The sequence below is a fragment of the Streptomyces sp. NPDC017056 genome, from assembly GCF_044332485.1.
In the GTDB taxonomy this organism is placed as follows: domain Bacteria; phylum Actinomycetota; class Actinomycetes; order Streptomycetales; family Streptomycetaceae; genus Streptomyces.
Genome location: NZ_JBIRPD010000009.1, coordinates 288771 through 308856, shown reverse-complemented (window position 1 = coordinate 308856; position 20086 = coordinate 288771). Strand labels below are relative to the sequence as shown.

Here is a 20086-nt window from a genome sequence, read left to right as displayed (position 1 = left end):
CGGAATCACCGATTCCGACCGGGCGCCCCGCCGACGCCCGCCCCGCGCGTGCCCCGTCTCAGCCCCGGATGCCCGCCTGCTCCTCCAGGTAGGCCAGGGCGCCGACACCGTCGTCGGCGAAGAAGACCAGCTCCGTGAGCGGCAGCGGCAAGAAGCCCTCGGTCTCCATCCGCTGGAACTGCTCCTTGAGGCCGTCGTAGAAACCGGCGGTGTTCAGGAGCACCACCGGCTTGGTGTGCAGTCCGTGCTTCTTCAGTTCCAGGATCTCGGTGGCCTCGTCGAGCGTGCCGGTGCCGCCGACCATGACGACGACGGCGTCGGCGCGCGCCAGCAGCTCGGCCTTGCGCTCGGCGAGGTCCTTGGTGACCACCATGTCGTCGACCCCGGGGCGCACCTTGTGCGCGAGGAAGTCCACGGAGACGCCGACGAGCCGCCCGCCCGCCTCCTCCACGCCGTCGGCCATGACCTTCATGAGCCCGGTGTCCGAGCCGCCCCACACCAGCGCGTGGCCGCCCTTGCCGATCAGCTCGGCGAACTCCCGGGCGGGGGTGGTGTAGCGGGCGTCGAGGTCGGCGGCGGAGCAGAAGACACAGATGTTCATACCGGTCACTCTACGAGCCGCCACCGGCACCGGGCCCGGCCGCCGGGCGCCTCCAGGAAGCGGGCCCGGCCGCCGGGCGCCCCCAGGAAGCGGGCCCGGCCGCCGGGCTTGCTCAGATCAGCCCCTGGGCCAGCATCGCGTCCGCGACGCGCTCGAAGCCGGCGATGTTCGCGCCCGTGACGTAGTCGCCCGGTACGCCGAAGCGTTCCGCGGTCTCGTGGCACGTGTCGTGGATGCCGCGCATGATCTCCGCCAGCTCGCCCTCGGTGCGCTCGAAGGTCCAGGACTCGCGGCCGGAGTTCTGCCGCATCTCCAGCGCGCTGGTGGCCACGCCGCCCGCGTTGGCCGCCTTGCCGGGGCCGAAGGCGACCCCGGCCTCCCGGAAGACCTCCACCGCCTCGGGCGTCGTCGGCATGTTGGCGCCTTCGGAGACGGCCTTGACGCCGTTGCGCACCAGGGTGCGCGCGGCGTCGGCGTCCAGCTCGTTCTGGGTGGCGGACGGCAGCGCGACGTCGCAGGCCACATCCCACACCCGGCCGCCGGGCACGTACACGGCCGACGCGCCGCGCCGGTCGGCGTACTCCTCGATCCGGCCCCGCTCCACCTCCTTGACCTGCTTGAGCAGGCCGAGGTCGATGCCCTTCTCGTCGATGACGTAGCCGCCGGAGTCGGAGCAGGTCAGCACGTTGGCGCCGAGTGCCTGGGCCTTCTCGACGGTGTAGATCGCGACGTTGCCCGAGCCGGACACCACGACTTGCTGGCCGTCCAGGTCCTCGGAGCGCCGCCGCAGCATCTCGGCGGTGAACAGCACGTTGCCGTAGCCGGTGGCCTCCGTGCGGGCCGCCGAGCCGCCCCAGCCGATGCCCTTGCCGGTCAGCACCCCGGCCTCCCAGCGGTTGGTGATCCGCCGGTACTGCCCGAAGAGGTAGCCGATCTCGCGGCCGCCGACGCCGATGTCGCCCGCCGGCACGTCGGTGTGCTCGCCGAGGTGCCGGTGCAGCTCGGTCATGAAGGACTGGCAGAACCGCATCACCTCGGCGTCGGAGCGGCCGCGCGGGTCGAAGTCGCTGCCGCCCTTGCCGCCGCCGATGTTCAGGCCGGTGAGCGCGTTCTTGAAGATCTGCTCGAAGCCGAGGAACTTGACGATGCCGAGGTTGACGGACGGGTGGAAGCGCAGTCCGCCCTTGTAGGGGCCGAGCGCGCTGTTGAACTCCACCCGGAAGCCCCGGTTGATGTGGACGGTGCCCCTGTCGTCCTGCCACGGCACGCGGAAGACGATCTGGCGCTCCGGCTCGCAGATCCGTTCCACGATCTTGGCTTCGGCGTACTCGGGACGGGCCGCCAGCACCGGGGCGAGGGTCTGGAGCACTTCGAGGGCGGCTTGGTGGAACTCGGGTTCGCCGGGGTTGCGCCGCACCAGTTCCCGGTGCAGCGACTCCGGTGAGAACGCCGGGTTCCGTCCGGCCGTACCGGCCCCGGCGTGAGCTGTCGACATGTCTGTGTTTCCCTTCGTGGCCGACGAAGGGCCGCGGGCGGCCCTGGGCGTCCCGTCGCTGCCGCCGAGCCTAGGGGGCCGCGCGCCGTCCGGGGCCATCGGGGCGGAAGTCGCGCGGGCTGCCGGGCCGCGCGCTGTGGCTCAGCGAGCCGCGGTGCCCGCCGGGGCCGCGCCGGCGTTCGGTGCCGGGACGGCGACCGCCGCCTCGGCCCCGGCGTGCGCCTCGGCCTCGGTGTGTGCCGCCGCCTCGGCCGTGACCATCTTCTCCATCTTCTCGATGCCGACCGCCGCGCTGGCCACGATGGCGACGACGATGGCCGCGATCATCATCACCGTGCCCAGCCACACCATCGTGTCCACGGGCAGCGTGAAAGCGCCGATCACCCGGGCCACGCACTCGCTCAGCAGGGCGGCGCCCCACACCGCCGAGTGACGGCGCTGCACCCGCCGGAACCACGCCGACTCCGCCGTCAGCCGGTCCCACGCGGCGCTCTTGGCCGCGTCGCCCTTGGTGATCCACGGCTTGAGCATCGGCGCCATCAGCGGCCGGCCGATCAGCGCGGACACCAGCACCGCCAGGCCGAAGGTGCTGCTCACGGCGCTGTCCTTGGCCATCATCAGCCGCTCGTCGCCGGCCACCAGGCTCAGCAGCAGGCCGATGACGTTGGTCGCCGTCATCAGCGTGGCCACGGCGTTGAAGCGGCGCTCCCTGGCCAGGCTCCACACCGAGCGGGCGGCCGGCAGCGCACCGCTCCAGGCCAGCGCGGCGAGGGTGCTCATGCCGAAGACGCCGGTGAGGACGTAGTACGAGGCGATCGGGACGCCCGCGTCCAGGAGCAGCGCCCTGGGGCCCTCCAGCTGCCCGCCGGCCCCGGCCGCTTCGCCGGAGCCGGTCGCGGTGGGGGTGCCGTGCGGGGTCTGGCTGCTCATGGGGTCCTCCGTGTCGCTGTCGCGCCGTCCTTCGTGACGCCTTCAGCTTCGCGTCCGGACCCCGCGCCGCGGCAGGATCGCCTGTAACCGCTTCCCGGTGACATTTGTCAGCGTCCTGCCGCCCGGCACGGCGCTTGCGTTGGAGCGCCCTCCAACTCCTAGCGTCTGACGCGTCAGGCACACGACCCGACCACCGAAGGGGAACTCTCCGTGCGTTACACACTGTTCGGCAGGACCGGTCTGCGGGTGAGCGAGCTGAGCCTCGGCGCCATGACCATCGGCTCGGACTGGGGCTGGGGCGCCCCGGCGGACACCAGTGCGCGGATCCTCGACGCTTACGAGGACGCGGGCGGCAACTTCGTCGACACGGCCAACAACTACACCGACGGCAGCTCGGAGAAGATCCTCGGCGAGCTCCTCGAAGGGCGCAGGGACCGGTTCGTGCTCGCCAGCAAGTACACCTGCGCGACCCGCAAGGGCGACCCGAACGCGGCGGGCAACCACCGCAAGAACCTGGTGCGGTCGGTGGAACAGAGCCTCGGCCGGCTGCGCACCGACCACCTCGACGTCCTCTGGGTGCACGCCCGGGACAACTTCACGCCCGTCGAGGAGGTCATGCGGGCGCTGGACGACGTCGTACGGTCGGGGAAGGTCCTGTACGTCGGCGTGTCCGACTGGCCGGCCTGGGAGATCGCGCAGGCGAACACCCTCGCCGAGCTGCGCGGCTGGACCGCGTTCGCCGGGTCGCAGCTGCGCTACAGCCTGCTGGAGCGCACCCCGGAGCGCGAACTGCTCCCCCAGGCCCGCGCCTTCGACCTGGCCGTCCTGGCGTGGGCCCCGCTCGCGGCCGGCAAGCTCACCGGGAAGTACCGGCGCGGCGAGACGGGCCGGCTGGACGTCGTCGGCGACGGCGGCCGCGCCGCGGACAACGAGGAGGCGACGATCACGGCGGTGCTGGAGATCGCCGAGGAGGGCGGCTGGAGCCCCGCGCAGGTGGCGCTGGCCTGGCTGCGGCAGCAGCCGGGGAACGTCATTCCGCTCATCGCCGCCACCAAGGAGAGCCAGCTCGCCGACAACCTCGCGAGCGTGGACGTCGAGCTGGACGCGGCCGCGCTCCGGCGGCTCGACGAGGTGAGCGCCGTGCCGCTGGGCTTCCCGCACGACTTCCTGGCCGAGCCCGCGATCACCGAGAACGTCTACGGCGACCGCTGGACCGCCGTGGAGGAGCGGCGCTCCACCTACCGCAGGTCGGTCCGCGGGGTGCTCTGACCCGGCCCGCTACACGGCGGCGCGCGCCCGGTCCGTCGTGGCGATCGTCGCCGAGCCCACCACCCGGGTGCCGTCGTACAGGACGATGGCCTGGCCGGGGGCGACGCCGCGGACCGGTTCGGCGAAGGCGACGCGCAGCCCGCCGTCGACCGGCTCGGCGGTGACCTCCGTCTCGCCGCCGTGGGCGCGCAGCTGCGCGGTGTACGTGCCGGGGCCGGACGGCGCGGCGCCGCACCAGCGGGGGCGGACGGCGGTCAGCGCGGTGACGTCCAGGGACTCGGCGGGGCCCACGGTCACCGTGTTGTCGACCGGGGAGATGTCCAGGACGTAGCGGGGCTTGCCGTCCGGGGCCGGGGTGCCGATGCGCAGGCCCTTGCGCTGGCCGATGGTGTAGCCGTACGCGCCCTCGTGGGTGCCGAGCTTGGTGCCGGACTCGTCGACGATGTCGCCCTCGGCCGTGCCCAGCCGCTTGGCCAAGAATGCCTGGGTGTCGCCGTCGGCGATGAAGCAGATGTCGTGGCTGTCGGGCTTCTTGGCGACGAACAGGCCGCGCCGGGCGGCTTCCTCGCGGATCTCCGCCTTGGTGGTGAGCGTGTCGCCGAGCGGGAACATGGCGTGTGCGAGCTGCTTCTCGTCGAGCACCCCGAGGACGTACGACTGGTCCTTGGCCATGTCGGAGGCGCGGTGCAGCTCGCGGCTGCCGTCCGGGTGTTCCACGACCGTGGCGTAGTGGCCGGTGCAGACCGCGTCGAAGCCGAGGGCGAGCGCCTTGTCAAGCAGCGCGGCGAACTTGATCTTCTCGTTGCAGCGCAGGCAGGGGTTGGGGGTCCGGCCGGCCTCGTACTCGGCGAAGAAGTCCTCGACGACGTCCTCGCGGAAACGTTCGGCCAGGTCCCACACGTAGAACGGGATGCCGATGACGTCGGCGGCGCGGCGCGCGTCGTGCGAGTCCTCGATCGTGCAGCAGCCGCGGGCGCCGGTGCGGAAGGACTTCGGGTTCTCGGAGAGCGCGAGGTGCACGCCGGTCACGTCGTGGCCCGCCTCGGCGGCGCGGGCGGCGGCGACGGCGGAGTCGACACCGCCGGACATGGCGGCGAGCACGCGGAGGCGGCGGGGAGCGTCAGTCGTCATAACCCTTCCAGGGTAGACGGAACCACCGGCAGCCCCTCAAGCGTTGTGCAGCGCATGAGAGACGCGGGGGAGGCCGGGCAGGCGGCCGGCGGTGGTTTCAGCAGACGGGCCCTGCTGCTGGGCGGCGCGGGCACGGTCCTGGCAGGCGGCGCCGCGTACGCAATGTACGACGAGGTGGCGCGCTGGTGGTGGCGGCTGCCCGGCCGGAAGAAGCCGCGGACGGACGGCGCGGTGGACTACGCCGCGGCGCGCTGGGTCCCGGCCGCCCCGGCGAACTGGCGGCAGGCCGACCGCCCGGACGACTACGTGATCGACCGGGTCGTCATCCATGTCGTCCAGGGCGGCTACTCGGACGCGCTGCGCGTCTTCCAAAGCGCGACGCACGGCGCCGCGGCGCATTACGTGGTGCGCAAGGACGGGGTGGTGGCGCAGACGGTCCGGGAGCTGGACGTGGCCTACCACGCGGGCAACCGCGCGTACAACGAGCGGAGCGTCGGCATCGAGCACGAGGGCTTCGTGGACCGCCCGGCGTCCTTCACCCCCGCCATGTACGCGTCATCGGCGCGGCTGACCGCCGGGATCTGCCGGCGCTACGGCTTCCCCGCCGACCGGCAGCACATCGTGGGCCATGTGGAGGTACCGGGCACCGATCACACGGATCCGGGGCCACACTGGAACTGGCGGCTGTACATGGACCTGGTACGTGCCGAGCTGCGCGGCCCTTCCCCGGAGCCGCGGACCTGACGCGGGGCCGCCGGGACGGCCGGACGCCGCGCGGCACCCCTCGTGGAACGGACCCGCATGGCGTACGACAAGGCCCCGCCCGCCGGATCCCGCTCCGGCCCCGCCGGTGACGGCACAGGACCCGGCCTCGCCGAGGACCGCACCTTCGGCCGGGTCCTGCTGGACCTGGACGCCGCCGCCGGCCTGCTCACGGTGCGGGGCGAGCGGGTGGCGACGGCCGAGCTGCGCCGCGCGCCGGGCGCGCCGCCGGCCGAGCGCGTACCGGTGGGCACCCGCGACGGCGCGTACCTGCACCTGACCGTCGACGGCCGGCCCGCGCACATCACGCCCGCCAAGGGACGGCCGGCCCGGCGCTCGCACCGGGTGTGCGTGATCTACGGCGGCGCCGTGTACCGGCTGCTGCCGGACTCGCCCAACGGGAGCCGGCTGGTCAAGGACGGCCGCCGGATCGCGGACTTCTCCTCGGACGGCGCCGGGCACGTCTGGGCCGACTGGCACCCGGACGTGGCGCCGCCGCTGCCCGAGGACGCGGCGGTCGGCTACGCGCTCGCCGCGGGCTTCGGCACGGGCGCCGAGCCGACGTGGCGGCTGCTCCTCCACGCGCTGCTCGACACGGCGCGGTGAGCCGGGACCGGGGCCCCGTCAGCTGAGTCCCGCGCTGCGCGCCCGCTCCACGACCGGTCCGATCGCCTCGGCCAGCGCCGCCACGTCCGCCTCGGTGGACGTGTGCCCGAGCGAGAACCTGAGCGTGCCGCGGGCCAGGTCGGCGTCCGTCCCGGTGGCGAGCAGGACGTGGCTGGGCTGGGCGACGCCCGCGGTGCAGGCGGAGCCGGTGGAGCAGGCGATGCCCTGGGCGTCCAGGAGGAGCAGCAGGGAGTCGCCCTCGCAGCCGGGGAAGGAGAAGTGCGCGTTGGCGGGGAGCCGCCCCGCCGGGTCCGGATCGCCGCCGAGTACCGCGTCGGGGGCCGCGGCGCGTACCGCCTTGACCAGGTCGTCCCGCAGGGCGCCGATGTCCCGGGCGAACTCCTCGCGGTGCGCGACGGCGTGCCGGGCGGCGGCGGCGAAGGCGGCGATACCGGGGGTGTCCAGCGTGCCGGAGCGCACCTGCCGCTCCTGGCCGCCGCCGTGCAGCACCGGGACGGGCGCGTACTCGCGCCGCAGGAGCAGCGCGCCGACCCCGTACGGTCCGCCGATCTTGTGCGCGGAGACGGTCATCGCGGCCAGCCCGGACGCGGCGAAGTCCACCTCCACCTGCCCGAACGCCTGGACCGCGTCGGAGTGCAGCGGAATGCCGAACTCCGCGGCCACCGCGGCCAGTTCGCGGACCGGCATGATCGTGCCGATCTCGTTGTTGGCCCACATCACGGTGGCCAGGGCGACGTCGTCGGGGTTGCGGGCGACCGCCTCGCGGAGCGCGTCGGCGTGCACCCGCCCGTACGCGTCGACGGGCAGCCATTCGACGCGCGCGCCCTCGTGCTCGGCGAGCCATTCCACGGCGTCCAGGACGGCGTGGTGCTCGACGGGGCTGGCGAGGACGCGGGTACGGGCCGGGTCGGCGTCCCGGCGGGCCCAGTACAGGCCCTTGACCGCGAGGTTGTCGGCTTCGGTGCCGCCCGCGGTGAAGACCACTTCACTGGGGCGCGCGCCGAGCGCGGAGGCGAGGGATTCCCGCGCCTCCTCGACGGCGCGGCGGGCTCGCCGGCCCGCGGCGTGCAACGAGGACGCGTTGCCGGTGACGGTCAGCTGGGCGGTCATCGCCTGCACCGCCTCCGGGAGCATCGGGGTGGTGGCGGCGTGGTCGAGGTAAACCATGGTGCGCACGATTCTACGAGCAGGCGCGGGGGCGCATGCCGGGCGCGTGGAGGCTCGCTTCCACGCCCTCGCCCGCACCGCGCGCCAGGGGCCGCCACCGCGGGGACTTCCCGCAGAACCCTCGACGCCGCTGTAAGGAGTGTCTACGCTTACGGTCATGACACAGTGGCGTTTGGACCGCACGTATCGCAGCACCTCCGGCACGGTGCGCTGGGCCGCGTTCGGGGAGGAAGAGGCACCGCCCCTGGTCCTGGTGCACGGGACGCCGTTCTCCTCGTACGTCTGGCGGGGCGTCGCCCGCGCGCTGGCCGACCGGTTCCGGGTGTACGTCTGGGACCTGCCGGGCTACGGCGCCTCCGAGATGTCCGCGGGGCAGGACGTCTCCCTCGCCCGGCAGGCCGGGGTCTTCACCGAACTGCTCGGCCACTGGGGGCTCGCCGACCGGGAACCCGCCGTCGCCGCCCACGACTTCGGCGGCTACATCGCACTGCACGCCCACCTCGTGCACGGCGTGCGCTACCGGCGCCTGGCCCTCCTCGACGCGGTCGCCCTCACCGGCTGGGGCTCCCCCACGTACCGCCTGCTCGGCAGCCACACCGACGTCTTCACCCAGCTGCCGGCCGGCCTGCACCGCGCGCTGGTGACGGAATACCTCTCTTCGTCGAGCCACCCGGGGCTGCACCCGGCCGTCCTGGAACGGCTCGTCGAACCGTGGTGCACGGAGGAGGGACAGGCCGCCTTCTACCGGCAGATCGCGCAGAACGAGCTGCATCTCACCACGGCTCTCGACGACCGGTACGGCGAGGTGACGGTGCCGACGCTGGTGTGCTGGGGAACGGACGACGTGTGGCTGCCCGTCAAGTGGGGGCACGATCTCGCGGCGGCGATCCCCGGCGCCCGGCTGCACCTCTTCAAAGGCGCCGGGCACCTCGTACAGGAGGACGCGCCGGCGGAGCTGGCGGCGGTGCTCGGGGCGTTCGCCGCGTAGGCGCCCTTACGCCCCGCCGGGCTCCAGGGGCGGGCGCAGCCGCGCACGCGGGGCCGGCGCGCCGCTCTCGTCCAGCGTCTCGTACAGGTCGAGTGCCTCGCGCCAGCGCTCCTGGGCCTGCGTCTCCTGCCCCTGGGCCTCCAGCGCGTGCGCCAGCAGGCTCAGCCCGTCGGCCATCCGCCGGTCGCCGCCGGCCTCCGCCAGCAGCCGTACCGCGTCCTCCGCGGCCCGCACGGCGGCCTCCGGCCAGCCGGTGGCGAGGTGGGCCTCGGCGGCCCTGAGGTGGGTCAGGCCCGCCCAGAGCCGCTGTCCGGCTTGCTCGAAGGCGGGCAACGCCTCCCGGAGCGCGCGCAGCGCATCCTCGTGGCGGCCCGCTTCGGCCTGCGCGACGGCGAGGAAGTACAGGCCCAGCCCGAGGCGGTGTCCCTGCCCGGCGTCACGGTAGATCCGCACGCCCCGCTCGGCGAGCTCGGCACCCCGCTCCGGGGCGCGGTCGCGGACGTGCAGCCGGGACCGCCCGACCAGCACCGCGGCCTCGCCCAGCCGGTCGCCCTGCACCTGGCAGTGGCTCATGGCGAGCGTGAAGTACTGCTCGGCGTCGCGCCGGCGCAGCGCGACCGACGTCACGCCGCGCATCTGCGGGGCGCGGCCGCTGGTCACGGCGTCGCTCACGTCCAGGCCCAGCCGGTACGCGCGGCGGGCCTCGTCCTCCGCCTCGGCGAACCGGTCGTCCGCCAGGCAGGCGGCGGCGCGGGCCAGCCGGGCCCGCGCCTCGGCGCGCTTGTCGCGGCCGGCGGCGGCGCGGGCGATCACGGTCAGCGCGGTCTGCTCGTACCGCTTGGTCCAGCGCCCCGTTCCCAGCAGCGGTTCGAGGAGGAGCAGCGTGTCGGCGCACCGGGCGGCGTGGGCCCCGGACGGCAGTTCCACCGTCTGCCGGACGGTGGAGAGCGCCCCGGACGCCTCCCTCGCCCACCAGTCGGACGCCGCTCTGCGGTCCGCGAGCGGGAGAGCGGTGACGGGTGCGGCGGGAGAGGCCGTCCGGTCGAGCAGCGGGGCGCCCGGCGCGTCGAGCCCGTACGCCCGGCGGGCGGTGACGAGGTACCAGTCGAGCAGCCGGGACAGCGCGGCGCCGCGCTCCTCCGGCGAGGTGTGGGCGGTCAGACTCTCGTACGCGGCGGAGGCGAGCGCTTCCCGGTGCCGGTAGCGGCCGGGGGCGGGGGTCTTGAGCAGGCCGGCCCGCACCAGGGTCTCCAGGTGCCCCTGGGCGGCAGCGGGTTGGGTGCCGGTCAGGGCGGCGACGGCGCCGGCCGGCAGGTCGGTACAGTGCGGCAGCGCCAGCAGCCGGAAGGTGGCGAGGGCCGGCGGGGCGAGGTCGTGGGTGAGGCGCAGCACGACACTGTTGATCATGGACTCGGCCGCCGTGCGGTCCGTCGCGCCCTCCAGCATCAGTTCCGCCGCCACCGCGTCGATCGCGGCGGCCGAACAGCCGCACGCTTCGAGCGCGGCACGCGCCACCGCGCGGCGGGCCGCCACCCGCTCCTCCCCCACCCGCAGCACGAGGAGCTCCATCGCGTCGGCGGGGCTCAGGGACTCCAGGTGCAGGGACAGGACGCCGGTCAGGCCGGCCGGCGCCCTGTCGCGGGCGACGACCAGTGCGGCGCCCGTGGCGTCCGGGAGCAGGGGCAGTACGGGGCCGACGTCGCGCACGTCGTCCAGGACGACGACCAGGCGCAGGTCGCGGACCGCGGTCCGGTAGAACTCCACCCGCTCCTCGCCGGAGGCGGGCATCTCCTCCTCGCGGTAGCCGAGTTGGCGCAGGAGCACGCCGGCCAGGTGCGGAACCACTGCTTCCGGGTCGCCGTCCGCCGGCATGATCGCGTACAGCCGCCCGTCGGGGAACCGCTCCTGCACCGCGTCGGCCACCTGCGCCGCCAGGCTCGTCTTGCCGACGCCCGCGCCCCCCGAGATGACACAGGCGTTGCGTACCCCGGGCCGCTCCCGGGTGAGGTGCTCCGCCAGTTGCGCCGCCTCGGCCGCCCGGCCGCCGCCCGCGCGGTCCTGCCGGGGCCCGTAGCGGCCGGCCCGCAGCAGGCTGCGCAGCCCCGGGGAGACCGGTTCGTCGCGAGCCAGGGCGCGGGCGAGCAGTTCGCGGGTGCGCTCGCGGGCGGGGTCCAGGTACAGCAGCCAGGTCAGCGCCTCCTCGGCCGCGGCGTGGCGGCCCAGGTGCAGTTCCGCCTCGGTGCGGTCCTCGACCAGCGTGCGCCGCCGGTCGGCCAGCCGCCGGGACTCCGCGCGCAGGTACGGCCCCGGCAGGCCCGCCAGGGGCTCGCCGCCGCGCCACAGGGCGACGGCCGAGTCCAGCAGTTCCCTGACGCTCGACCAGTCGCGGGCGGCGCGCGCCTCGCGGGCCGCCGCGACCAGGTCCTCGGCCTCGCGCACGTCCACGTCGACCCTGGTCCCGGCCTGTTGGCGCAGCGCGTACCCGCCGTCCTCGCCGATCAGGACGTGCTCGTCGGCGCCGAGGGCCTTGCGCAGCCGGGACGCGTACGTGCGCAGGGCGGCGTGCGCGGTGGGCGGCGGGTCGTCGCCCCACAGGGCTCCGACGAGGTCGGCCTCGGGGACGAGGCGTCCGCCGCGCAGCGCGAGCACGGCGAGCAGAGCGCGCTGCTGCGACGTGCCGGCCGCCAGGTCCTCGCTGCCGCGCAGCACCCGCACCGGGCCGAGCACGGTGACGCGCAGGGGCTCGCGCGGTGCCCGCGCGGCCGCGACGGTCCCCTCGGTGGTGGCCAGGTGCCCGGCGAGCGCCTGGAGTTCGCGCAGGCGGGCGCCGGACGGGTCGTGGGCGAGCAGCTCGGCCAGCTCGGCCTGTGCCTCGGCGTGGCGGCCCAGCCGCAGGTCCGCCTCGATGCGGTCCTCGACCAGGGTGCGCCGCCACTCGGTCAGCCGGAGCCGTTCCGACTGCGCGTACGGGCCGGGGAGCCCGGCCAGGGGCTCCCCGCGCCACAGGTCGAGGGCCGCGCCCAGCAGGGTGCGCGCGCGGGCCCAGTCCCCCGCGTCCCGGGCAGCGCGCGCCGCGCGTTCGTGGCCCTCGGCGCGCTCCAGGTCCACGTCGATCTCGGTTCCGGCGTCGCCGCGCAGGGCGTAGCCGACGCGCTCGCGGATCAGGACGTGTTCGTCCTCGCCGAGCGCCTTGCGCAGCCGTGCGACGCTGTGGTCCAGCGACGAGCGGGCGCCGCGCGGCGGGCTGCCGCCCCACAGGGCGCCGAGCAGTTCGGCCTCGGAGGCGACGCCCTCGTGGCGCAGCAGCAGGGCGGCGAGCAGCGCCCGGTCCAGGCGGTCCGGGATCTCTATGCGCTGGTCTCCCCGCCACAGCCGCACCGGCCCGAGCAGGGTGCAGCGCAGCGGTTCGCGCCAGTGGTCGCCGGGCAGTACCGGCGGGGGCGGGGTGGGGGCCGGGGTCTCCACGGGGGTCCGTACGGTGGCCTCGGGGCCGTCCGCGTGTTCCGTGCCCGCGCCGGCCTCCGCCTCGGCCGTCGCGACCGCCACACTGCCGCCCAGCCGTTCCAGCACCGGGCTGGCCAGCACCGCGAACGCCTGCGCCGACTCCTGGAGCCGCAGTTCGCCCGTCTCGTCGGCGACCAGGGCCGGGAAGTCGGGCAGCCGCCCCATGAACGGCTCCAGGGCCCGGCCGACCGCCTCGACCACCGCGAGGGACTGCTGGGTGCCGAGGCCGCTGAACAGCAGTTCGCGCACGCCGGGCCGGAAGTCGTAGACGGGCTGCCCCGGGCCGGCGCCCAACGGCCGGCCGAACACACCGAGGGACCGCGGCCCGCGCACGTCGCTCACGCGTTCCAGCAGCCCGCCGAGGAGGATCTCCGCGACCTGGGTCGGCCCGGCGTCGCTCATCGTGGCGGCCCGCACCAGCTGCATCAGGGGCACCGTGAGCGGGTTGATGGCGGAGAGGCGTACCGCCAGGCGGTAGGACTCGGGCGAGAACGCGCCCCGGAAGTGCGCGACCAGCTCCTCGGCCGAACCGGCGGGCCGCGGCGGGTCCTGCTCCGGGTCCTCGCCCAGCAGCACCGTGTCGACCAGGTGCGGCACACCGGGCCGGGTGAGCAGCGCGGTCCACTGGCCGAGCCCGCCGGCCGTCAGCGGGACGACGGGCAGCGCGACCGTCCCCGGCTCCTCGGCCTCCGGGTCAGGCTCGCCGGTCAGCGGGTCCAGCACGGTGATCCGGTCCGGGCACGCGAACTCGGCTGGAGTGGTCAGCAGCCGGGGCTGCGCGTCCAGCGCCGTGCCCCGCCACAGCCGCCGCGGCAGCGGGTGCAGCACCGCCACCGGCCCGTACCGGCCCCAGCCGCGCACGGCACGCGCCGCGTCGGGGGTCCGCCAGCCCGCGCTGGTGCCGTCGGTCAGCACGAAGGTCAGGGTGGGCCCGGCGGCCCACGGCAGCCGGCCAGGTACGGCCATCTCCCGCGGGTCGAGGGTGCGCACCCGCACGCTGCGGAAGATGCCGCTGCGATCGAGCAACGCGCGTGTCTCCGCAGCCAGTTGGCTCCACACCTGCATCGAAGGCGCGTCGTCGACCAGCAGGACGGCGGACCAGCGGCGCTCCAGGTCCGGCCGGGAGACCACGTCGAACAGCGCGGTCTCCGCCGCGAGCCGCACGGTGGCCTCCACGTCGGTCACCTGGCGGTGGGGGTGCGGCTGGGACCGGCGCAGCGGGCGCAGCGCGCGGGACAGGTGCTGGGGCCTGGCGAGCGCGCGGCGGCCGGGTGCCCGCGCGGGCCGGGCGCGCCGGCTGCGTACGCTGCCGCCCTCGCTGCCCATCGCGTACAGGGACCGCTGCGACGGCAGGACGCTCGCGGGGCCGGGCGCGCCCGCCGCGCCACCGGCCTCCCGAGGGCCGTCGGGCTCGTCCGCACCGCCCGCCTCGCCGGCATCCCCGCCGCTGCCGTCCGCGCTCCCGGCCGCGGGGCGCGCGTCCGCGTCCGGGCCGCCGTCCGGCCCGCCGGAGGACGCCCCGCCCTCCTCCCCCGGCGCGCCGTCGGTGCCCGCCGCCCGGCGCCGTTCGCCCTCGCGCACCGCGCGCGCGAGCCACAGCACGTCCAGCAGTTCACCCGCGCCGAGGTCGTAGCCCTGGCCGGCCAGGATCTGCCGCAGCCGGTCGATCATGGCGACATGGGCTCGTCGAGGCGGTGCATGACGGCGGACAGCAGCTCGTCCTTGGTCAGGTCGGCGCCGGTGATACGCAGGTGGACGGCGGCCAGCAGCTGGTCGGTGGCGAGCGTCTCGGTCTTGGAGCGCTGCAGGAAGCCGTCGATCAGGTCCTCGGCCTCGGCGAGCGCCTGCGGCCCCAGGTTGTGGGCGACGATCTCGCGCAGCCGTTCGGGCGTCGGGTCGGGCAGGTCGAGGCGGACGCAGCGGCGCAGGAAGGCGGGCGGGAACTCCCGCTCGCCGTTGCTGGTCATCACCACGACCGGGAAGTGCTCGCAGGAGACGACGCCGCGGTGCACCCGCACCCGCTCCCGGCTCCCGTCGGTCAGCACGTGCACGTCCTGGTGGTGCTCGGAGAGCCGGGCCAGCTCCGGGATCTCGAACTCGCCCTCCTCCAGGACCACCAGCAGGTCGTTGGGCAGGTCGATGTCGGACTTGTCCAACTCGTCGACGAGCAGCACCCGGGGGCGCTCGGTGGCGGCCAGCGCCGTGCCCAGCGGGCCCAGGCGCAGGTACTGGCCGATGTCGGTGGCCGAGGTGCCGCGGTGGTCCTTGAGGCGGCGCGGCGCCGTACGGGCGCCCTCACGCTCGCGGCGCAGCGACGCCTCGCGCAGCCGGCCCACCGCGTCGTACCGGTACAGCGCGTCACCCAGGGTGGAGCGGCTGTTGACGGACCAGCGCAGCACGTCGCCGAGCCCCAGCTCCCCGGCGATGGCGCGGGCCAGCGAACTCTTGCCGGTGCCCGGGCGGCCGGTGACCAGCAGCGGGCGGTGCAGGTGCAGGGCGGCGTTGACCACCGACACCTCGTTGCGGTCCATCAGGTACGGCGCGGGCGCCTCGGCCCTCCTGCGGGCGGCGGCGAAGTAACGCCACGGTGGTGCCGCCGGCAGGGGCGCGGGACCGCGGAACACCCACCAGCCCTCGGGCTCCGGCCCGCCTTCCGGGCCGTGGTCGGGTGTGCTCTGTCGGGCCACGGGTCGTTCTCCTTCGTGCGTGCTCGCTTGCCGCGTCATGGCTGGGTCAGTACCCAGGCGTCGGGGGCCAGTTGCGGAGGCCGGTGGTCGGGCGCGTCGTACATCAAGGAGAGCTGCCGCCCCCGGTGGCCGGTGCAGGCCACCTCGGCCACGGCCTTGGCCCGCTCCAGCCGTACCGTCTCGGGGAGCTGCGTGTGGTGCCCGCCCTCGACCAGTTCGAGCAGTCCGGCGGCGATGCCCTCGCCGTGGTCCTCGCGGTGCCACAGGACCGTGTGGACGCCCGCCTGCACGCACTGGCGCAGCAGGACCCCGTGGTGGCGCGGTTCGCAGCACACGATCACCGTGCCCACCTCGGGCTGCATCTCCAGCCGGGCGCGGGCGACCTTGCGGTCGGTGCAGCCGTGGTCCAGGACGAGGCTGCGGGCGCCGTCCAGCGCCGCGGTGCGCCGCTTCCACCCGGCGTAGCTCTCGCGGGAGCGCCGGGCGGTGCGGATCACCACCCGGCGGGTGAAGCCCAGTTCGAAGGGCCCGTCCTCGTCGCTGTCGAAGGACTCCCAGCGGTCCACCGGCAGGCCGAGCCAGGCGGCGGGCAGGAAGAACTCCACGAGCGCGGGCTCGGGGTCCTCCCGGATCTCGTTGACCAGGACGCGGTGGATGTCGTCCACGACCTGTTCGCTGGTGACCTCGGTGTCCTGGGCCAGCACGAGCTGGTGCGGCGCTTCGCCGCCGCTCCAGGCCCAGACCTGGTACGTGTAGTGCTGGCCGGTGGCGGTGGGCAGCAGCTCCACCTGGACACGCGGCACCCGGGACAGGCCCGCGCCGCCTGCCGGCCGGGCGCCGTTCGGCGAGGGGGCGGGCAGGCCCGCCGCGGCGCCCCTGACCCCGGCCCAGCCGCCCGCGTGCGCGCCGCCGGTGTGCGCGCCGTCCATGTGCGCCGCGCGGTGGCCGCCGGCGGCCACCCGCTGCTCCGCCACGGCGGCCCGCGCCCGTTCCGCGCGGTAGCCCCACACGTCCGCCGCGTACTGGCGTACGGCGGCCACGTCCACGCCCAGCCACCCGGCGGCCCGCTCGGACCAGGCCGCCAGGTCCTCGGCCTGGTCCGTGCCCGCCTCGGCCTCGTCGACGCCGATGCGCACCACGCCTTGCAGCAGCGGCGGCATGGGCTGGGGGCCGTGCGCCTCGAAGCCCTCCAGGATGTCCACGGCGTCGGCCAGCCCGGTGACCGCGGGCAGCTCGATGGCGTGCGGCAGGACCGCGGTGAGCAGTTCCTGCGGGTCCGTGCGGCCGCAGTGCGCCAGCAGTCCGGCCAGGCCGCGCCGCTGGCCGAGGGTCAGGCACTCGCCGGGGCTGACGGCGCGGGCCACCCTGCGCAGCCGTTCCCACTGCGGACCGCCGGCCGCGGGGGCGTGTTCGCGTACGGCCTGGAGCAGTTCGGGCACGCCGCGCCGGACGCCGACAGCCAGACCGACCAGCCGGTCGAGGTCGGCGCCCGGGCCCAGGGGCCGCCGCCGCAGCCGGGAGGCGAGCAGTTCCTCGCAGGACCGCACCGCCTCCGGGCCGGTCAGGACGGCCTCCAGGGCGGCCAGCAGCTGCTGGACGCCGCGCCGGGCGGTGGGCACCACGGGCGGCGGCAGCCCGGGCAGCCCGGCCTCGACCGCCGGGACGCTGATCGCGTACATCGTGGTGGCGGGGGTCGCGCCCGCGGGCCGGGCGCCGGCTGCGGCCTGCAGGTCGGCGACGACGAGGCCGACGACGGCCTGCCGTTCGCGGTCCCACAGCGGCCCGCCGCTGAACCCCTCCCTGACCTCGGTGCCGCCCACCACGTCCAGCGCGATCCAGGGCGGCGCCGAGATCCGGGGCACCGCGCGCACGGTCGGCAGCGGATGGCCGCTGGCCCACAGGGCGATGACCTCGTTGCCGTAGGCGTGCTGGAGGAAGGGGGCCGGTTCGGCGCCGGGCGGGGCCGGCGCCGGCAGCCGGAGCACGGCCAGGTCGCCGTGGTAGGGCAGCGCGCCGGGCGTCACGGGGCCGCTGCCTTCGGCCGCCGTCGCGCGCGGCGGGCTCCACAGCGCGGGGTCCACCCGCGCGGTCAGGTCGTGGTCGGGCGCGACGTGCGGCAGCCGGACGCGGACCGTGCGCGCCGGACCCGGCGGCGTCTGGTCGTAACGGTCCCTTCCTAACGCGCTGTTGACGACGTGCGCGCAGGTCAGGACGGCGTCGTCGGCGATCAGGACGCCCGCGCCGACGGCCCGTCCGGCGTCCCGCACGGAGACGAAGGAGCGGTACAGCGGCTGATCCACTGCGGACACCACCATGCCGTCCTCAGGTCGTGCTGCCGCTGCCGAGGTTCCAGGTGGCGGAGACCTTGAAGCTGGCCTCGCCGTTGCCGGAGAAGACCCCCAGGCTCAGGTCCGAGCCGAGGGTGACCCCGAACTCCACCGTGACCTCGTCGGGCCGGTGGTCGCCGCTGGCGAGCGAGCGGTGGATGCCGCCCAGCACGGTACCCAGCGGCCGCAGCGCGCCCTCCAGAGTCTCCCCGCCGCGGGTCAGCGCCCGCGCGACCCGGCCGTCCACGCTGACCGGACGCGCGTGGCCGTAGCCGTCGGGCAGCTCCAGCCCCACGTCGCCGGCGTCCTTGTCGGCGGGCTCGCCCGCGGGCAGTGCACCGTTGCCCCGCCCGTCCGCGTCGACCGGAGCCAAGTGCAGCCAGACGACGGCGCCTTCGTCAGTGCTCAGTGGCATGTCCCCCATGTGATCAGTCTCGCACGTCACGGGGGCCGCCGCCCCCCTTTTGCCCCGGGGAATTCACGCCGCGCCGGCCGCCCGCGGCGCGCGGGCCAGCTGCCGCGACTGGGCGACGAGCCGGTCCTCGCTGTCCCAGACCTCCGCGTCCTCCTCCAGGAAGCCGCCCGCCAGGTTGCGAGTGGTCACGGCGACGCGCAGCGGCCCGGGGGCCGGGCGGCAGCGGACGTGGGTAGTCAGCTCGACGGTGGGGACCCAGCCCCTGAGGCCGAGCTCGAAGGCGGTGGGCGGCATGGCGTCGACCGTCAGCAGCAGCGAGAGCGGGTCGGCGTCGCGGCCGTCGGCGAGGCCGAACCAGCCGCGCATCTCGCCGTTGCCGGAGGGCGCGCCGACGGCCCAGCCGCTCGTCGCCGGGTCCAGCCGGATGGCGAGGCGGCCGGCGATGGCGGTGCTGCCGGGGATGGTGGGCTGCCCCTCGGGCGCGTCGTCCGTGCCCAGGCAGTGTTCGTACGGCGGGATGGCCGGCGGCTTGGCGGTGGTGCGGACGTCGTCACCGAGCGCGTCGAGGTCGCCGTACGCGGCGAGCACCCGCAGCCGCTCGATCTCGCTGCCGTCCTCGGCGAACTGCACGAGGGTGGCGGAGCCGGTGGACATGGTGCGGCCGGTCCGCACGACCTCGGTGCGGATGACGGCGGGGCCCGGGACGGAGGCGGTCAGGTAGTGCGCGGTGACCGAGAAGGGGTGCGGGTGCGGGAGGGCGTCGCCCAGGGCCCGGCCCACCAGGGCGAGCAGGTAGCCGCCGTTGACCGCGTTGATGATCGTCCACCCGGCGGAGAGGTCCGCCTCGTAGTGCCCCGCGGCGCGGCGGACGACCGCCGTATCGCGGTCGAATTCGCTGTTACCTATGGTCACCTGTGCCATGCGCGGCACGCTACACGCATTTGTTACTGACTGGTAGACCCTTTTTTCCTTCCACCGCCAGCGCCCGGCCGGAGCCGCGAAGGGCCTGGTGCGGGCCGGTGGCCTGAGATCATAGGCCCATGCTTCACGTGCTCTACCTGGTCGGCGTCTCCGCCTTCGCCGCGAGCGGTGTGCTGGCCGCGTACCGCGCCAACATGGACCCGTTCGGCGGCCTGGTGCTCGCGTTCGCCGCGGCCACCGCCGGCGGCACCCTGCGCAGCCTGATCCTCGACGACCACCCGCTCTACTGGACCCACGACTGGGTCCTGCTCACGCTGATCATCTGCGTCAGCGTGGGCACCATCGTCTACCTGCGGTACTGGGAGCTGCCCCGCAAGTCGCTGCTGGTCGTCGACGCGGTCGGGCTGGCCGTCGTCACCGTCATCGCCGCCCGCGCCGCCATCGCAGCGGGCGCCACGCCGCTGGCGGTGATCATCCTCGCGGTGATGAGCGGCGTCGTGGGCGAGGTCATCCGCGACGTACTGTGCGGCGAGTTCCCGCCGCTGCTGCTGCGGGAGGACGTGTACGCCATCGCCGCGCTGGCCGGCGCCGCCCTGTACCTGGGACTGCACCACCTCCACGCACGAGCGGACGTCGCCGCCGTGGTCTCCGCCGGCCTGGTCTTCGCCCTGCGCATGGCAGCGGTCTACTACGACTTCCACCTCCCGCGCCCCCAGCAGTTCAAACCGCGGGATTAGCGGGGGTCCGCCGGGCCGGCGAGGGCACCGCCCCGCCGAACGCACGGGCCGGCCGCCTCCTCCGGCACCACGATGAACGCCGTGCCACCGCTCAGGTCGATACGGGAACGGGGCGGCGCACCGTCGTTCTCGTCGTCCCGCCGCAGCAGCTCCACCCGCCGCTGCTCCAGCTCCGCCGCCTTGTTCCCGTTCACCACCGCCGTGAACTCGTCGAAGGCGATGCTCGACAACGAAGGTCCGGTGCGCCTGCGCAGCCACGGGACCAGACCCCATCCCGTGACCCACCGCCATACGCTCTCCAGCAGGGCGAACAAGGCCAGCAGACACGCGAAGGCCGGGAACGACATGAGCCAGGCCGTCATGGGCGGCCCCCCGCCGTCCGTACCGCAGCCGCACGCGTCCCGTTGATCGCCATGGGGACCACTGTTCCGGGTCCGCGGCGCGCGGGGATCAGCCCGGAGGACGAGCCGCCTCCCCCATGCGGCGGAGGCGCCGCGTGCGGGATCGGCGAAGTAGTCTCCTGCC

Annotated in this window: 16 protein-coding genes; 5 read left to right on the top strand and 11 right to left on the bottom strand. The window is 75.2% G+C overall.

All coding sequences use genetic code 11. From position 1 onward, the window contains the following. Positions 1–58 precede the first annotated feature (58 nt). From ACH4OW_RS18855 to ACH4OW_RS18845, 3 genes are all read right to left on the bottom strand, one after another. On the bottom strand, positions 59–601 hold the full coding sequence (locus tag ACH4OW_RS18855; protein WP_360136574.1) for a TIGR00730 family Rossman fold protein: 543 nt from the start codon (positions 599–601) through the stop codon (positions 59–61). A 112-nt stretch (positions 602–713) separates the two neighbouring features. Next, positions 714–2096, bottom strand: coding sequence for an NADP-specific glutamate dehydrogenase (gene gdhA, locus ACH4OW_RS18850; protein ID WP_360136575.1), 1383 nt, complete (start codon positions 2094–2096; stop codon positions 714–716). Between the two features lie 141 nt (positions 2097–2237). Then, the gene (locus ACH4OW_RS18845; protein ID WP_398029007.1) at positions 2238–3026 is read right to left on the bottom strand and encodes a VC0807 family protein; all 789 of its coding nucleotides are present in this window, start codon (positions 3024–3026) and stop codon (positions 2238–2240) included. A gap of 210 nt (positions 3027–3236) precedes the next feature. On the opposite strand from ACH4OW_RS18845, the gene ACH4OW_RS18840 reads away from it, so the two are divergent. Continuing rightward, positions 3237–4295: an aldo/keto reductase gene (locus ACH4OW_RS18840; protein ID WP_360136577.1), complete on the top strand. Its 1059-nt coding sequence runs from the start codon at positions 3237–3239 to the stop codon at positions 4293–4295. Between the two features lie 9 nt (positions 4296–4304). Here ACH4OW_RS18840 and mnmA read toward each other — a convergent pair whose 3' ends face one another. Continuing rightward, positions 4305–5426, bottom strand: coding sequence for a tRNA 2-thiouridine(34) synthase MnmA (mnmA, locus tag ACH4OW_RS18835; protein WP_360136578.1), 1122 nt, complete (start codon positions 5424–5426; stop codon positions 4305–4307). A gap of 54 nt (positions 5427–5480) precedes the next feature. On the opposite strand from mnmA, the gene ACH4OW_RS18830 reads away from it, so the two are divergent. Both ACH4OW_RS18830 and ACH4OW_RS18825 read left to right on the top strand, forming a co-directional pair. Beyond that, positions 5481–6170 (top strand): N-acetylmuramoyl-L-alanine amidase, encoded by a 690-nt coding sequence (locus ACH4OW_RS18830; RefSeq protein WP_360136579.1) that lies wholly within the window; start codon positions 5481–5483, stop codon positions 6168–6170. A gap of 57 nt (positions 6171–6227) precedes the next feature. After that, positions 6228–6794, top strand: a complete 567-nt coding sequence (locus tag ACH4OW_RS18825) for a hypothetical protein (protein WP_360136580.1) — start codon at positions 6228–6230, stop codon at positions 6792–6794. 18 nt (positions 6795–6812) lie between these two features. Here the strand turns inward: ACH4OW_RS18825 and ACH4OW_RS18820 are convergent, their stop codons facing one another. Then, positions 6813–7982, bottom strand: coding sequence for a cysteine desulfurase family protein (locus tag ACH4OW_RS18820; RefSeq protein ID WP_360136581.1), 1170 nt, complete (start codon positions 7980–7982; stop codon positions 6813–6815). 157 nt (positions 7983–8139) lie between these two features. Between ACH4OW_RS18820 and ACH4OW_RS18815 the strand changes: the two genes are divergently transcribed. Then, a complete protein-coding gene (locus ACH4OW_RS18815; protein WP_398029003.1) occupies positions 8140–8970 on the top strand; it encodes an alpha/beta fold hydrolase in 831 nt (276 codons plus the stop codon). A 6-nt stretch (positions 8971–8976) separates the two neighbouring features. On the opposite strand, the gene ACH4OW_RS18810 is transcribed toward ACH4OW_RS18815, so the two are convergent. The 5 genes from ACH4OW_RS18810 to ACH4OW_RS18790 all read right to left on the bottom strand — a co-directional run bounded on the left by ACH4OW_RS18810 (position 8977) and on the right by ACH4OW_RS18790 (position 18824). After that, positions 8977–14145, bottom strand: coding sequence for an SAV_2336 N-terminal domain-related protein (locus tag ACH4OW_RS18810; protein WP_398029001.1), 5169 nt, complete (start codon positions 14143–14145; stop codon positions 8977–8979). Further along, positions 14142–15161 carry a MoxR family ATPase gene (locus ACH4OW_RS18805; RefSeq protein WP_360136584.1) on the bottom strand — a complete coding sequence of 340 codons (1020 nt, stop codon included), beginning with the start codon at positions 15159–15161 and terminating at the stop codon, positions 14142–14144. Before ACH4OW_RS18805 ends, ACH4OW_RS18810 begins: the two co-directional genes overlap by 4 nt. Positions 15162–15196: 35 nt before the next feature. Beyond that, positions 15197–17476: a trypsin-like peptidase domain-containing protein gene (locus ACH4OW_RS18800; RefSeq protein WP_398028999.1), complete on the bottom strand. Its 2280-nt coding sequence runs from the start codon at positions 17474–17476 to the stop codon at positions 15197–15199. Between the two features lie 7 nt (positions 17477–17483). Beyond that, positions 17484–17903: a CU044_2847 family protein gene (locus tag ACH4OW_RS18795; protein ID WP_360136586.1), complete on the bottom strand. Its 420-nt coding sequence runs from the start codon at positions 17901–17903 to the stop codon at positions 17484–17486. A 63-nt stretch (positions 17904–17966) separates the two neighbouring features. Continuing rightward, on the bottom strand, positions 17967–18824 hold the full coding sequence (locus tag ACH4OW_RS18790; protein ID WP_398028997.1) for a thioesterase family protein: 858 nt from the start codon (positions 18822–18824) through the stop codon (positions 17967–17969). Positions 18825–18943: 119 nt separating this feature from the next. On the opposite strand from ACH4OW_RS18790, the gene ACH4OW_RS18785 reads away from it, so the two are divergent. Then, on the top strand, positions 18944–19561 hold the full coding sequence (locus tag ACH4OW_RS18785) for a trimeric intracellular cation channel family protein (protein ID WP_398028995.1): 618 nt from the start codon (positions 18944–18946) through the stop codon (positions 19559–19561). Here ACH4OW_RS18785 and ACH4OW_RS18780 read toward each other — a convergent pair. Continuing rightward, a complete protein-coding gene (locus ACH4OW_RS18780) occupies positions 19558–19923 on the bottom strand; it encodes a DUF6191 domain-containing protein (RefSeq protein WP_398028993.1) in 366 nt (121 codons plus the stop codon). The two genes, ACH4OW_RS18785 and ACH4OW_RS18780, sit on opposite strands and share 4 nt — an antisense overlap. Positions 19924–20086: the final 163 nt, after the last annotated feature.